This is a genomic window from Streptomyces iconiensis, from assembly GCF_028657195.3.
GTDB classification, from domain to species: Bacteria; Actinomycetota; Actinomycetes; order Streptomycetales; family Streptomycetaceae; genus Streptomyces; species Streptomyces iconiensis.
This window is the reverse complement of the sequence record NZ_JANCPR020000023.1, coordinates 110017-123966: the sequence shown is the minus strand read 5'-3', so window position 1 is coordinate 123966 and position 13950 is coordinate 110017. Positions and strand designations below refer to the sequence as shown.

General features: G+C 70.3%; 13 protein-coding genes. 5 read left to right on the top strand and 8 right to left on the bottom strand.

Annotation, left to right across the window (positions count from 1 at the left end; all coding sequences use genetic code 11):
* Position 1: 1 nt before the first annotated feature.
* Both NMN56_RS23160 and NMN56_RS23155 read right to left on the bottom strand, forming a co-directional pair.
* Positions 2–751: an ABC transporter ATP-binding protein gene (locus NMN56_RS23160; protein ID WP_274045687.1), complete on the bottom strand. Its 750-nt coding sequence runs from the start codon at positions 749–751 to the stop codon at positions 2–4.
* Between the two features lie 215 nt (positions 752–966).
* Positions 967–1209 carry a hypothetical protein gene (locus NMN56_RS23155; protein ID WP_274045564.1) on the bottom strand — a complete coding sequence of 81 codons (243 nt, stop codon included), beginning with the start codon at positions 1207–1209 and terminating at the stop codon, positions 967–969.
* 458 nt (positions 1210–1667) lie between these two features.
* Here NMN56_RS23155 and NMN56_RS23150 point away from each other — a divergent pair, with 458 nt between their 5' ends.
* Entirely contained in the window at positions 1668–2327 is a 660-nt protein-coding gene (locus tag NMN56_RS23150) for a response regulator (protein WP_274045566.1), read from the top strand.
* Between the two features lie 7 nt (positions 2328–2334).
* Here the strand turns inward: NMN56_RS23150 and NMN56_RS23145 are convergent, their stop codons facing one another.
* A complete protein-coding gene (locus NMN56_RS23145; RefSeq protein ID WP_274045568.1) occupies positions 2335–2592 on the bottom strand; it encodes a hypothetical protein in 258 nt (85 codons plus the stop codon).
* 377 nt (positions 2593–2969) lie between these two features.
* Between NMN56_RS23145 and NMN56_RS23140 the strand changes: the two genes are divergently transcribed.
* Both NMN56_RS23140 and NMN56_RS23135 read left to right on the top strand, forming a co-directional pair.
* Positions 2970–4331, top strand: coding sequence for a sensor histidine kinase (locus tag NMN56_RS23140; protein ID WP_274045570.1), 1362 nt, complete (start codon positions 2970–2972; stop codon positions 4329–4331).
* Positions 4332–4513: 182 nt separating this feature from the next.
* On the top strand, positions 4514–5506 hold the full coding sequence (locus NMN56_RS23135) for a CPBP family intramembrane glutamic endopeptidase (protein ID WP_274045571.1): 993 nt from the start codon (positions 4514–4516) through the stop codon (positions 5504–5506).
* A 290-nt stretch (positions 5507–5796) separates the two neighbouring features.
* Here the strand turns inward: NMN56_RS23135 and NMN56_RS23130 are convergent, their stop codons facing one another.
* Complete coding sequence (locus NMN56_RS23130; protein ID WP_274045572.1) at positions 5797–6258, bottom strand: hypothetical protein; 462 nt, start codon at positions 6256–6258, stop codon at positions 5797–5799.
* Positions 6259–6785: 527 nt separating this feature from the next.
* Here NMN56_RS23130 and NMN56_RS23125 point away from each other — a divergent pair.
* Positions 6786–7532, top strand: coding sequence for a TetR/AcrR family transcriptional regulator (locus tag NMN56_RS23125; RefSeq protein WP_274045573.1), 747 nt, complete (start codon positions 6786–6788; stop codon positions 7530–7532).
* A 629-nt stretch (positions 7533–8161) separates the two neighbouring features.
* The gene (locus NMN56_RS23120) at positions 8162–8371 is read left to right on the top strand and encodes a helix-turn-helix domain-containing protein (protein ID WP_274045574.1); all 210 of its coding nucleotides are present in this window, start codon (positions 8162–8164) and stop codon (positions 8369–8371) included.
* Between the two features lie 92 nt (positions 8372–8463).
* Here NMN56_RS23120 and NMN56_RS23115 read toward each other — a convergent pair whose 3' ends face one another.
* The 4 genes from NMN56_RS23115 to NMN56_RS23100 all read right to left on the bottom strand — a co-directional run bounded on the left by NMN56_RS23115 (position 8464) and on the right by NMN56_RS23100 (position 13669).
* A complete protein-coding gene (locus NMN56_RS23115; protein ID WP_274045576.1) occupies positions 8464–9924 on the bottom strand; it encodes a nitrosuccinate lyase in 1461 nt (486 codons plus the stop codon).
* A gap of 101 nt (positions 9925–10025) precedes the next feature.
* Entirely contained in the window at positions 10026–12212 is a 2187-nt protein-coding gene (locus NMN56_RS23110) for an FAD/NAD(P)-binding protein (protein WP_274045577.1), read from the bottom strand.
* Positions 12213–12243: 31 nt separating this feature from the next.
* Positions 12244–12435 (bottom strand): ferredoxin, encoded by a 192-nt coding sequence (locus tag NMN56_RS23105; protein WP_274045579.1) that lies wholly within the window; start codon positions 12433–12435, stop codon positions 12244–12246.
* Positions 12436–12472: 37 nt separating this feature from the next.
* Positions 12473–13669, bottom strand: a complete 1197-nt coding sequence (locus tag NMN56_RS23100; RefSeq protein ID WP_274045580.1) for a cytochrome P450 — start codon at positions 13667–13669, stop codon at positions 12473–12475.
* Between the last annotated feature and the right edge of the window lie 281 nt (positions 13670–13950).

Here is a 13950-nt window from a genome sequence, read left to right as displayed (position 1 = left end):
GCTACTCCGTCTCCAACGCCGTGACACAGGTGGCCAGTTCGCCCGCCGTGGGCTTCACACGCGTGTCCACGACGCGCCCGTCGGCCATGACCTTCGCCAGGTCGGCACGGGCTGCGGCGGCCGGGTCGTGGGTGACCATCACGACGGTCTGGCCGAGGCCGTCCACCAGGTCACGCAGCAGCGCGAGCACCTCCCGGCCGGTGCGCAGATCGAGCGCGCCCGTCGGCTCGTCGGCGAACACGACGGCGGGCCTGGCCGCCAACGCGCGGGCTATGGCGGCCCGTTGCTGCTGGCCACCGGACAGCTCGGCGGGGCGGCGGGTCAGCCGGTCTGCCAGGCCGACCCGTTCGACCAGGCCGCGCACCCACTCACGGTCGGGCGACCGGCCCGCGAGCCGCAGCGGCAGCATGATGTTGTCCTCGACGCTGAGGGACGGCACCAGGTTGTAGGACTGGAAGATGAAGCCGACGCTCTTCCTGCGCAGTTCGGTGCGGCGGGTCTCGTTCAGCGTGCCGATCTCCGTGCCGTCGATGAAGGCACGCCCTGCGGTAGGCGAGTCCAGCCCGGCCGCGCAGTGCATCAGCGTGCTCTTGCCGGAACCCGAAGGCCCCATCACGGCGAGGAACGTGCCGCGTTCGACCACGAGCGACACCTCATCGAGCGCCCGGACGTCCCCGGGGTACGTCTTGGTGACACCGGCCAGTTCCACGGCGGGCGTCCGCCGCCCACTCCCGGGCCCCGGCTGCCGCATACGCGTGCGCGGATCGGCCGTGTACGTACGCGTGCGCGGATCGGCCGTACCCAGGTCTGTCGCGCCCAGATCCGTCGCGCCCAGATCCGTCGCGGGGAGAGCCGTCGCGGGGAGATCCACTGTGCGGAGACCCACTGTGCGGAGGTCAGGGCCGCCGTTACGAGAGGCGGCGGGGCCGGTGTCCGCCCCGCGGCGGCCCCCGTTGCGGCGGAACTTCACGCTCGCCTCCGCCTGCGGTAGTGGACGACGAGTGCGGCAGCGAAGGCCAGGGTGGCCAGCCCCATACCGATACCGACGAAGACGCTGATGCCCCCGATCGACGAGGTCACCGCGTTCAGCACGGCGCTGACCAGCAACAACAGCCACAGCACCGGACGCGCCATGCCGGCCTGCGAGGTCTCGGTCCGCTCCGGCCGCCTCGCCTCGGGCGCCGCGAAACTGCGGTAGGGATCGGTCACGGAATGCTCCCTGTTCGTAGGGCCGTTGGTCCGTCGGACCGGTCGGCCGACCGATGACCGTCGGGCCGCCGGCCGCCGGGTCGTTGACCGTCGGGCCGTCGACCGTCGGGTCATTGACCGTCGGGCCGGTGGGCGGTGGGGCCGGTCGGCCTTGTCCATTGGCATACGACGACGCTACGAACGATCACCACGGCGAACGATCCAGCGCACGGGAAAGCCCGGGTACAGCAGGCTGTACTCCCCAGACGCCGCCGTACTCCCCAGACGCGGCTGTACCCCACACGCGGGCCGTACTCCCCGCACGCACGCCCCTGCCGGGAGGCACCTCGCGGTGCTCTATTGTCGGCGTGTCACCGTGTCGCCGTCGCCGCTCCTTCGCGAGGCGGGGTACGGCATCGGACGGAGCGCTCGAAGCGGTCGGCTCATCTGGCGGCCCTCACACGGGAAGTGACCCTGTCATGCGGGTTGTGATAGCCGAGGACGATCCGCTGCTGCGCGAGGGACTCGCGCTGCTGTTGCGGGCGGAGTCGCTGGACGTCGTGGCCACGGCGGGCACTCCCGACGAGTTCCTGGAGGCGGTCGCAACCCACGCGCCCGATGTCGCCATCGTGGACGTACGGATGCCGCCGACCCACACGGACGAGGGGATCGTCGCGGCGGTGAAGGCGAGGCGGAGTCAGCCGGACCTGGCCGTGCTCGTACTGTCCGCCTACGTCGAGCAGGCGTTCGCCACGGACCTGCTCGCCGGGGGCAGCGCCCGGCTCGGTTATCTCCTCAAGGAACGGGTCGGCCGGGTGCAGGAGTTCCTGGAAGCGCTGCACCGCGTGGCGGACGGTGGCACCGCCATCGACCCCGAGGTCGTCGCGCAACTCTTCGCCCGTACGCTGCCCGACACCCGCCTGAACCGCCTCAGCCCCCGTGAACGCGACGTGTTGGGCCTGATGGCCGAGGGCCTGGGCAACACCGCCATCGCGGAACGGCTCGTGGTCACCGAGGGCGCCGTGCACAAACACATCCGCAACATCTTCACCAAGCTGGACCTGACCCCCACCGACCGTACGGACAGACGCGTCGCCGCCGTTCTGCGCTACCTGGACGAAGCCGACCGCCGCGCCTGACCGTCCGCTACGTCCGTCCCTGGGCCGGCCGGTCGTCGCGCTCCCGCCGCCACAGCACCGCGAGTCCGGTGACGCAGGCTGCGGTGACCAGGCCGCAGGCGAGGTTCACCCCGGGCGCCCCGCCCACGCTCGACACCACCAGGTTGGCCACAGCGCTCAGCACCAGCAGCACCCACAGCGCCGAGCGGAGGACGCCGCGTGCGCGCGGACGCACGCCGTCGCCGGGCCCCGGTGCGGTGGCGTATCGAGGGTCGTTGTCCAGCATCCCGGCTCCGTTCGACGGACGAACACGTCGTCTCTGCCCCCGTACCCAGACGTTAGGGAACCCGGGCACCGGCGGCCGATCCCGTGGGCTGGCCGGAACGAGGTACAGCAGGCTGTACTCTCCGGCCGCCGACCCACTGCCCGACCGGCCCCCGCCGTAGGGTCACCGACGAAGGGGAGGCACGAATGTGCGCAGCGCGGGACTCAGCGTCCGGGGCAGGAACAACGGGGCCAGCGGGCACGGCGGGGCGAGCCGAGGCGGCGGACCGAGCCTGGGCGGCGGACCGACTGGGAGCGGCCGAATCAGCCAACTCGGCGGGCTCGGCGAGCTCGGCGGACCCGACGGACTCAGCGGACCCGACGGACTCGGCAAAACCAGTGGACCCGGCGGACTCAGCGAATCCACCGGAACCAGCGAACCCACCGGAAACAACTGACCCGTCCCGGCCAGCCAGCTCGACCGGGCCCCAACTCCCCGACAGCGGCGGGCAGGACGCGCCGTACACGGGCTTCAAGAGGGTCGTCGCCCGAGCGGCGACCGCATCGCTCGCCTCGCTGGAGCAGCTCGTCGGTGGTCTGGGCACCGCCGTACTGGCGCTGTTCGCGCTGCTGTGGCTGCTGTTCGGCCTGGTCACCGTCCCGTTGGGCGTGGGCCTGCTGCTGACGCCCACCGCGCTGCACGCCGTGCACGGGCTGGCGCACAGGGAACGCGGCAGGCTCGGCCGCTGGGGCCCCGAGATCATGGGGCCCGCGGCGGCCCCGACCCGGCTGCGCGAGGCGTGGGCCGCCCCCGTCACGTACCGGACACTCGGCTGGCTGCTGTGGCATGCCACGTTCGGACTGCTGCTGGGCCTGATGGGCGTCCTGCTGCCGCTCTTCGCCGTACGGGACAGCACCTTCCCGCTGTACTGGCCGCTGGCGCCGGAGGACGCGTCGAGTACGTCCCTGGGCTTCGGCGTTGCGCACACCTGGATGGACGCCGCCGCCGTCTGCCTGCTGGGAGTGGGCTGGTTCGCCATCATCGTGGGTCTGACGCCCGGCATGGCACGGCTTCAGGCGGCGCCGGCGCGGCGTCTGCTGACAGCGGGCCCCGGCACCGACCTGTCGCTGCGGATCGCGGAGCTGACCGCCACCCGGGCCGGCGCGCTGGACGCCCACGCCACCGAACTGCGCCGTATCGAGCGCTCGTTGCACGACGGTACCCAGAACCGGATGGTGACGGTCACCGTTCTGCTCGGCGCCGCACGCCGCATGGTGGCCCGCGATCCCGCGGGTGCGGACGACATCCTCGAACGGGCACAGAGCGCGGCCGAACAGGCGCTGGCCGAACTCCGTACCGTCTCCCGGAGCATCCTGCCGCCCGTACTCGCCGACCGCGGACTGACGGGCGCGCTGTCCGGTCTCGCCGCGAACTGCACGGTCCCCTGCGACATCGAGGTCGAGGCGCCCGAGCGGTGCGCCGCGTCCGTGGAGGCGACCGCGTACTTCGTGGTGGCCGAGGCGCTGACGAACATCGCCAAGCACAGCGGGGCGCGGCGCGCGTCCGTGACGGTGCGAGGTGGTGGCGGCCAACTGCGCCTGCGCATCGAGGACGACGGCAGGGGCGGAGCCGACGAGCAGGGCGGTTCGGGGCTCACCGGCATCCGCCGCCGCGTCGCCGCGCACGACGGCACGCTCACCCTGTCCAGCCCGCCCGGCGGCCCCACGGTCCTTGAGGCCCAGCTCTCCCGGGGCGTCTGACACACGCTTCGGGCTCGCCGTCCTGCGCCACAAGAGGGCCACCACCTCAAGCCCACCGGCCGGACGGCCGCAGGGGGGTACAGCCTTCTGTACCGGTAACCGGGGTGCGTGCGGCAATGTGCCCCGGACCCGCGGTTGATGTGCTGAGCGCGTCACGTCAACCACCCCCGAAGAGGCATCCGTTGAGTATCCGCCGCCATCCATTGACCTGGTTCTTCGCGCTGTCGCTCCTGTTGAGCTGGGCCGCATGGACGCCGTACGTCCTGTCCGGGAACGGCCTGGGGATCTGGCACTTCAGCTTCCCGGAGACGGGCGGCAGCTCCCAGCTGCTGGGCGTTCTGCCGGGGGCCTACCTCGGCCCGATCGGCTCGGCGCTTCTGGTCACCTCCCTGACCGAAGGGCGCGCCGGGCTGCGGGCCTGGGCCGGCCGGATGGCCAAGTGGCGGGTCAGCTGGCGCTGGTACGCGGGCGTGATCCTCTCCGTACCCGCCGTACTCGTCGTCACCTCCGTACTGCTGGGCGCGCGTGGACCGGTGGCGCCCTCCGTCATGGTGCTGACCGCCTACCTTCCCGCCCTGGTCCTGCAGATGGTCACCACCGGGCTCGCGGAGGAGCCCGGCTGGCGTGACTTCGCCATGCCGCGCCTGCAGCGCCGCTACGGTCCCGTGGGCGGGACGATGGTCATCGGGCCGCTGTGGGGCGTGTGGCACCTGCCGCTCTTCCTGACCGAATGGGGCGGCTGGCCGGACGCGAGCTGGAACATGCCGGTGGAGTTCCTCCTCACCACCGTCGCGTTCAGCTTCGTCATGACCTGGGTGTTCAACCGCACAGGCGAGAGCCTCCCGCTGGCCATGCTGCTGCACACCAGCGTCAACAACTTCTACTCCGTGGCCTGGAGCGACATGTTCCCGTGGCTCCCGGAGTCGTACACCACCCATGTCTTCCTGCTCTCCTCCACCGTCGCCGCCGTGATCCTCCTGATCGCCACCCGGGGCCGCCTCGGCGCTCCCCCGGTGTCCGGTAGCGCCCCCCGGACCCGCCCCGGCCTCACTCCCCGGACAGCGCCGGGGAGTGAGGCCGGGCAACGGGCCAGTGGATCAACGGGTCAGCAGGTCAGCAGGTCAGCGGGTCAGCGGGTCAGCGAGCGCAAAGCAATGAATCAGCTACAGCAATGAAGCGGCTGCCGTGCAAACTGATTGCGCCATGCATGCATAGCTCGGCCGAAACAGAGAGCTGTTACTGGAGAACAGGCGCCCCGTAGAACGCTCGTAACAATTCAAGCGCCCTGTGCCTGCGCGCCTACGACCACATGCAACTGACCGCCGCCCCATATGAAGGCGGCGGTCAGCCGATGACCGACCCTCGGTCGGAATAGCAGGGGGGGGCTGCCCTCCCGAGGGTCGGAGTTCTTTATGTGTCGGCTCTGCGAAGGAGGCACGTCAATTGTTCACAGGGAAAGCGGAGTTCAGAGCGAAGCCGTGCACTTACGGGCGGATGTCCCGCGCTTACGCATATCCACAGGCCGCCGCGTTCCTGAACAACGCGAAGGCGCGGAACGGAATGGAGGAGTCGCATCCACCGGAGTCGCGTCCATCACCGCCGTCGGCTTGGCCGCCTCCCTGGGCCTGATCGTCTCCCTGGGCCTGATCGTCTCCTTGGGCTTGACCAGAGCGCGGGGCCGGCCTTCGCGTTCCCCCTCGGATTCGCCCTGCCCCTCCGCGCTCTCCGCGAGGTACGTGCGCCACGAGCCGACCCCCAGCACGACATCGGCGACGAGCGCGAGAACGGCCAGCACATCGGCCGCGTGGACACCGGGCCGACGCGCTCCACCTGGCTGCGCGCTTTCGTCGTCCACGGCGCCCCCGCCGCGACGCACCCGCTGCCCCCGCACCGTGTCCTCGTACCCCTGCTCCCCCACTGCTCTCATCTGCCCCATCCCCCTCGTTCCAGCTCCCAGTCGGTCGGCCTTCCTCCCCGCCCGCCCCTCACGGACCCCGTACCTCACCAGCCCGTCCCAAGGTGTGATGCGGCACCCGGCGCAAAAGTTCACGGCTCTTCCCGTCTGTTTCGCAGCGGGGTCGGCTCCCTCAACTTCCGCCTCCCTCAACGGCCGGCCTCCTCAGCTGAGATCCAGTACCGCCTTCCCGCGCGGTCGTCGCTCCAGCACCGCGCCAACCGCCTCCGGGGCCTCCTCCCAGCCGCCCCGCCAGGTGAGTGGGCACCCAGTTCGCGCAAGCCGGCGCCCTGGGGGGCCGAGCGGTCAATCAGTGGTGCGCGCATGGCCGTTCACCTCCCGTGTCACCTCGTGTTCGTCTGTCACCTCATGTGCGTCTGTCACCTCGTGTGCGTCGCGACGTGTCGTGCGCAGTCACCCGGCCATTTCTTGCCGGTGACCAGCACTTGCCGTCAACAGTCATATGCTGGCTGCTAGCAGTTGGTGCTACGCTGCCTCGCATGGCGGCTACGACCCTGCGCGAGCGCAAGAAGCAGCGCACCCGGCAGCAGCTCATCGACACCGCCCTCGACCTGTTCACGGAGCGCGGCTTCGACGGCACGACGCTCGACGACCTGTGCGACGCCGTCGAGGTCTCCCAGCGCACCTTCTTCCGGAACTTCGCCGGCAAAGAAGACGTCGCTCTCTCCCCCGCCAACGACCTGTGGGCGGCCTGCCTGGAGGAGTTGAAGGTCCGCGCCCCTGAGGCGGAAGGTGCCGGCCTTCTGGAGTTGCTTCAGGAGGCGCTGCTGGCCGCGCTGGAGCAGATGACGGACGAAGCGTGGACCCAGCGGCTGGCGCTCAGCCGTCAACTGGCCGACCGGACACCGTCGGTCGACGCGCACGGACGTCAGTTCTGCGAGCGCACCGGTCGCGCCCTCCTCGGCGTTCTCCACGACTCGCTGGACCTGCCCGCGCCGCACGACCTGCGCGCACGGCTCGCGCTCGACATGGTGACGGCGGCGTTCCACCAGGCGCTGCGCGACTGGTCGGCCCGGACGGCACGTGAGCCGGCGCCGTCCGCACGGGAGGCGGCCCAACCGGCGCGTACGTCGGGGCAGTCGGCGTGCAAGTCGGCGCGGGCGGCACGGAAGAGCGTGCCCACGCGGGACGAGCTGATCGCTGATCTACGGTCGGCCTTCGCGGCCCTGCCCGGTGCCCTCAGTCTTCCCGCGCGCCCACGGACCGGGCCGCACCCCGCGCCCTAGGCGCATGAGTCCGATGCCTTCGACCGCCATACGCGGCGTACCGTCCCGCGAGAGGGGATGGCACACCGTGCCGTTCTCCACCTTTGGTGAGAGACGGCGCTCCTCCCCGAGCCTGATGATCATGCCCACGCGCGCTCCTAGGCTCGTCGGCGTGACAGCACGTAGCGGCAACCGGTTCTTCCGGGGGTTTCCGTTCGGCACGCGGCGAGTTCCGCCCGTTTGCCGGCACCCGGAGTCCGCGCCGAGGGCACGCTCACCTTCCACGGAAAAGTGAGAGACGGTCAGGAATAACTCACATCGCCGAACCGTCTTCGGCCTCCCCGACGTCGTGAACGGGTAGAGGAAAACGACAACGTGCTCCCGGCCCGGGTCACTTCGTCTCTTCGGTCCGGCCGTGGGCGTACGTTGCCCGTCCTCACGTCAACCTGGCTGCTTCTCGTTCTTTTCACCGTAAGAATCCAAGGGAGACAGGGCGTGTTTGAACGCATAGCCGAACCGGTAATTCGCCGGACTCGACCGGTACTCGTGGTCACCCGGTAATGGTGACCGACATGGTGCAGCCCCCCACATCCTCGGAAGTGACGCGGCAGCGTGGTCGTGCTTCTCGCTCACGGCGAGAACATGAGAAATTGCTGCTGCAACTCTTGCGCACCCACGGCCCGCTGACCCGAGGCGAGTTGGGGAGACTCTGCGCCCTGTCCCGCACCACCCTCTACGACGTGGTCGGCTCCCTCATGGACAGCGGCGCCGTGATCGCCTGGGTGCCCGAGGTCAAGGAACGCAAGCGGGGCCGCCCGGCGGAGAAGCTGTCCCTGAACCCTGAGACCGACCGCTCATAGCCGACCGCTGACCGTTCCACCGGCCATCGACTCACGACCGGCGGCGATCCCGCGCGGCACGAAGTAATGGCCCTCGGCCCCGCCGTTGCCCACTACGCACCCGATGCGCGGACGACCAGTGCCCGTGCCGCGCCGGTGTACTCGGCGGGTTCGAGGAGGGCCTCGACCTCCTCGGTACTGAGGTGGGCCGCCACCTCGGGGAGGGCGCCTGCCACCTGAGCCAGGGGCTTGCCGGTCCGTGCCGCGTCCGATGCCGCCTCGGTGAGCAGCTGCTTCGCGCGCGCCTTGCCGATCCGCTGCGCCAGTACGGCGGCGATGCGCTCGGACATCATGAGGCTTCCGGTGAGGCCGAGGTTCTCGTGCATCCGGTCCGGCCTGACCACCAGACCCTCGGTGAGTTCCGCTGCCGTGTGGGCGGCGCCTCCCGTCAGCCGTAGGCATTCGCGAAGGAGCAGCCACTCCGCGTGCCAGGCACCGGCCGACCGTTCGTCCTCCGAGGCCAGGCACTGGGTCAAGCCTGCCGCCAGCGAGGGCACTTGGAGCGCCGCACTGCGGATCATGGTGCTGAGCACCGGGTTCCGTTTGTGCGGCATGGCGGAGGAGCCGCCCCGGCCCGCGACATGTGGTTCGGCCACCTCTCCGATCTCGGTCCTGGAGAGCGTGAGGACATCGACCGCGATCTTCCCGAGTACCCCGGCTGTCAGGGCCAGAACGGCCGCGAGGTCGGCGATCGGGGTGCGCAGCGCGTGCCAGGGGAGGACAGGGCGCGCGAGCCCGGTCTCGGCTGCGTAAGCGTCCGTGAGCCGGTCGAGGTACTCGCCGGGGTCGGGCCTGCGGCCGTCGTGGAGAGCGGCGTACTCCAGGTATCCGGCCAGCGTGCCGGAGGCGCCCCCGAGCGAAACCGGCAGGGAAGCGAGTACGCGGTCCACGCGCTGCCGTGCGTCGAGAAGCGACTGCCGCCAGCCGGCCGCCTTGAGCCCGAAGGTGGTCGGGACGGCGTGCAGTGCGAGGGTCCGGCCTGCCATCACCGTGTCCTGGTGCCGCTCGGCGAGTTCGGCCAGTGCCTCGGCCGAGCGGTCCAGGTCGGCCACGGTCAGCCGCAGCGCGCGTACGCAGACGAGCATCGCGCCGGTGTCGAAGATGTCCTGGCTGGTGGAGCCGCGATGCACGTATTCGGCAGCGGCCGGATCATCTGCTGCGACCAGGCTGCTGAGCGCCCGTACCACTCCGACCACCGGGTTCGCGGTCTCACGAGCTTCGACGGCGAGTGCCCTGATGTCCATGTGGTCGGCCCTGGCGGCGCGGGTGATCGCGCGCACGGCTTCCAAGGGAACGCTCCCGAGCCCCGCCTGCGCCCTGCCGAGCGCCGACTCGGCGTCCAACAGTGCCTGGAGCCACGCGCGGTCGCAGAGTGCGGCCTCGGTGGGAGTCCCGGCCCTGACGGGTGACAGCAGGCCGGTGTCGGCCCCGCCGTCGAAGGAGGCGGAGGAGGCGGAGGAGCCTGAAGGGCCGCCCGGCTGGGCAGGGTCGGACGGGTCGTAGGGGTGGGGCATGGCGTTCTGCCTTCTTCCTCGGAGGGAGCGAACCGTTCACCGGCCGGGGCAGCCCGGCAACCCGGGCCCCGGCAACCCGGCACTCGGTTGTGGGGCGGCCGTCACGCCGGGAGCACCGTGCTGAGCCGGTCCCGCCCGGCGTCCTCGCGGGCCTCGGCCTCCCGGCTCTGGCTCTCCTGGCCGGCCGGAGGGGCGAGTACGGCACGGGCTATGGCGTCGGAATCGCCGAGCGTCACGGAGTTCACGCCGGGGCGGATACCGGCGGCTGTCACCCAGTGCACCGACTCGGTGGGGACGCCGTAGGCGAAGCGCCTGGGGTGGGCGTGCCCGTGCGCGTCCACCGTCCGGTACGGCCGTGGCGTGACGGCGAGACCGCCCGTCTCGTAACTCGTGCCGCAGGCACCGTCGATCCGGTAGGGCACCGCCTGCCCCGTCGCGACGAGGTGCCTCAGCAGCGGGTCGGCTGTGCGCCGTATGTCCGGCTCGGGAAGCCGTGCCTCGATCAGCACCGTGGCCCTGACCGGCTCTCCGCCGACCCTGCGCGAGGTGGCAACGAAGGCCGGTCCCGCCGTGTCGGTGCCGGTGTCCGTGCCGATGCCTGTGCCGATGCCTGTGCCGGTGCCGGTGCCGGTGCCGCTGTCCGTTCCGGTGCTGGTGTCTGTGTCGATCTTCAGGTCGGGGCCCATCAGTTCCACGGTCCCCGCGTCGATCAGTGCGAGCAGTTGCTCGATGCGTGAGACCGGCGGCCCGATGGAGAGGAAGGCGTTGAGCGGTGTGTACCAGCCCTGAAGGTCGTCCCGGTAGGAGTTGCCCTCCAGTCCGCCGTGGTCCACCGCGAGCCGGATCTCGTTGCGCAGATCGCGCAGCACGTCCAGTGCGGCCTTCAGGGGACCGCTCACATTCCCCGCCCTGGCGTCCGTGACATCGCCGGCCAGGTGGTCCAGCAGCCACGTGTTGAAGCTCGCGCGGTCCGTGAACGGGCGGTCGCCGTAGGGCCGCGCGATGCTGTCCCAGTCCCAGCGGTCCGCCGCCGCGATGCCCCATTCGTCCAGCACGCGCCGTTCCGCCTCGCTGCCGGAGGCTGCCATGTAGCGCCGCACGAACCGGTGGGTGTCCCCGTACGCCGTGTCGGCTCCGGCTTCCTGGCGGGAGGCGAGAAGCGTCTCGTAGTAGACGCTCTCGACTTCCTTGGCGATCAGTGGCCACAGGTCGGCGCCGAAGTGGACCCGCTCGCCGCCGGCTGCCCTGGCCCGCAGGCGTTCGACCGTCCCGCCCCTGAGCAGTCGGGGCAGATACCGGCCGTGGGCGCCCTTCTCGTTCTCACCGCGCGCGTGGTACGGAATGCCGCGCCGGGACCCGGCACAGATGCGCGGTTCCCTCCCGGACGCGCGGTAGACCAGCTTGCCGCCCGACCTCTCGAACGTGCCGCCCCTGCCGACGGTGAGGAGCGCCAGGTGGTCGAAGAAGTTCAGGCCGAGGCCGCGTAGCAGTACGGGCGAGCCCGGGGCCACGGCGGACAGGTCGAGGTCGGCCGGGTTGGCCGGCAGAACGTAGGTGAGCCCGTGGTCCGTGGCCTCCCGGGTGAGCTGTTCCTCCCGCTCCGTGGGCCGCGCGGGCACGTGCCCCTGGGCGAGCACGACAGCGTCCAGGCCGTCGAGCCGGGTTCCGTCCGCCAGCGTCAACGCCTGTGTGCGGTGCGGGCCTTCGCGCGTGTCGTCCAACGCGGTCGCGCTGGTGCGGTGTTCGACGACCGTGAGGTGGGCCGGCGCCTCCGCGACCACGTTCCGGTAGACGTCTTCGAGGTAACGGCCGTAGAGGGCGCGGCTCGGATAGGAGTCAGGCCCCAGCTTCCTGGCCTCGGCCCGGACCGCGTCGGCGGCGTCCGTCGCTTCGGCGGCGTCCGTACCGGCGTCAGCTGAGGGGCCCTCCGAGGAGCCACCGGAGGAGCCGCCGTACGTGTCGTCGGGGGAGGCGTCCGCCCGCTCGGCGCGTACTCGGGCCCGCACCCACTCGTACAGGCTGGGGCCCGGCTCGACCGGCCCTTCCATGTCGACGCTGCCGTCAGTGAAGACGGTGACCTGCGAAGCGACGGTGTTCATCAGCAGCAGGGGTGATTGCGCCGTGCGCCAGACCTTGCCCGCTCCTGGCGGGTAGGGGTCCACGACATGGACGGTCACGGCGGAGTGCGAGGGTGACCTCCGCTCGTGCGCGCAGATCCTCTCCAGGACCGACAATCCGCGCGGCCCGGCTCCGACGAGGCAGACACGCAGCAGCCTCGGGACACTCATAGGAAAACTCACGCCCATCCGTTCGGAGTTGTCAGAAGTCCTTGACCGAAATCGCCTCGCCCGGGCAGGAGCGTGCGGCTTCCCACACGTCTTGGTGCAGCTCATGGGGAGGCTCGGGGTCAAGGAGTACGACGGTTCCGTGCTCCTGTTCCTGGTCGAAGACCTCGGGCACTGTGAATGCGCACAGACCGCAGCCGACACAGGCATCGGTATTGGTGATCACGCGCACTGATTTCCTCCGTTGTTCTCCTGCGGAATGGTCACCAGGTGACGGGGAGTTCGTACACACCGAACACGGGACTGGTGTCGGTGTAAATGCGGACTTCTGCTGCGGGTATGGCAAGCGAAAGCCGGGGGAAACGCTGGAACAGCGCGGGAAGTGCGGCGCGCATCTCCATGCGGACGAGGTTCTGCCCCGTGCACTGGTGGATTCCGTGGCCGAAGGCGAGATGCCCGGAGGTGTTCCGCTCGATGTCCAGCTGGTCGGGTGCTTCCTTGAACCACTCGGGGTCCCGGTTGGCCGACGGCAGGGCGACCGTGATGGACTCGCCGGCCTTGAGGAACTGGCCGCCGAATTCCAGGTCCTCAAGGGGGGAACGGGGAACGCCGAAATGGAAGATCGTCACGTAACGGAGAAGTTCTTCCAGCGCGTTGTCGACGAGGTCCGGATCTGCCGTGAACTTGGCGAGCTGGTCCGGGTGCGCGAGAAGGGCGAAGGTTCCCAGCGCCATGGCGCTCGACGTCGATCCGTGCCCGCCGCTCAGCATCATCGCGCCGATTCCGGTGATCTCCTCGGCGTCGAGCGTGCCGTCCTCGGCGAGGGTACGCAGCAGACCGTCCTGCTGCCCGCCCGACTTGGCGACGCCACGCAGCAGCTCGTACAGCCTGTCCATGGCGGCCGAGGCGTCGTCGGCCGTGGAGTTCAGCCCGAACAGGACCTTGCTGTCCCGCTGGAACTCCTCGCGTTCGCTGTACGGGACACCGAGAAGTTCGCAGATGGTCAGGGACGACAGCGGCATGGTGAAGTTCTCGACGAGGTCGACGGGCCCCCCGTGCCGCTCCATCCCGTCCAGCAGGTCTGCCACGATCCGGTCGAGCCGGGGGCGCAGCTCCCGCATCCGGCGGGCCGTGAACTTGCCCGTCAACTGCTGGCGTATGCGCGTGTGTTCGGGCGGGTCCAGGTCCAGGACCCAGCCGGGCAGCGCGGGAACGCCGAAGAAAGGCTCGACGCCTGGCCGCGCCACCGGTGCGCGCTTGAATTCCGAACGCGCGCTGAAACGCGGGTCCGACAGCAGCTGACGGACCAGTGAGTGGCTGGTGACAAGCCAGCCGATGTGGCCGTCGGGGTAGCGCATGCGACGTATCGGCTCGTGCTCGCGGTAGGTGGCGAGTTCCTCCGGCGGGGAAAACGGACACGTCCGCTCCGTCGGGTATGAAGGGACGTCCTGAGGGGTCATCACACCTTCTCCTTGTTCTGAGAAAAGCCGTCGGCGCTGCCGAGTCAGAACTACGCCGTGTGAGTACACGGCAATTCACATCTGACGCTTCGGCGTGCGCTGGTGTCAACGTCGTCGGAAGAAAACGTCTGCTCGTGCTGGCGTGCTGCCCATTCGGGCAGTGCTGACCTGTCGTGGTTGCGTGGTGACGGGAGAACATGGATGGCTTGGCACCCCGTGCCATGCGGCCCGGGACAAGGGAGGATCGCGCGCTCCGAGCTTCGGGCACCTCTGGAAAAGAA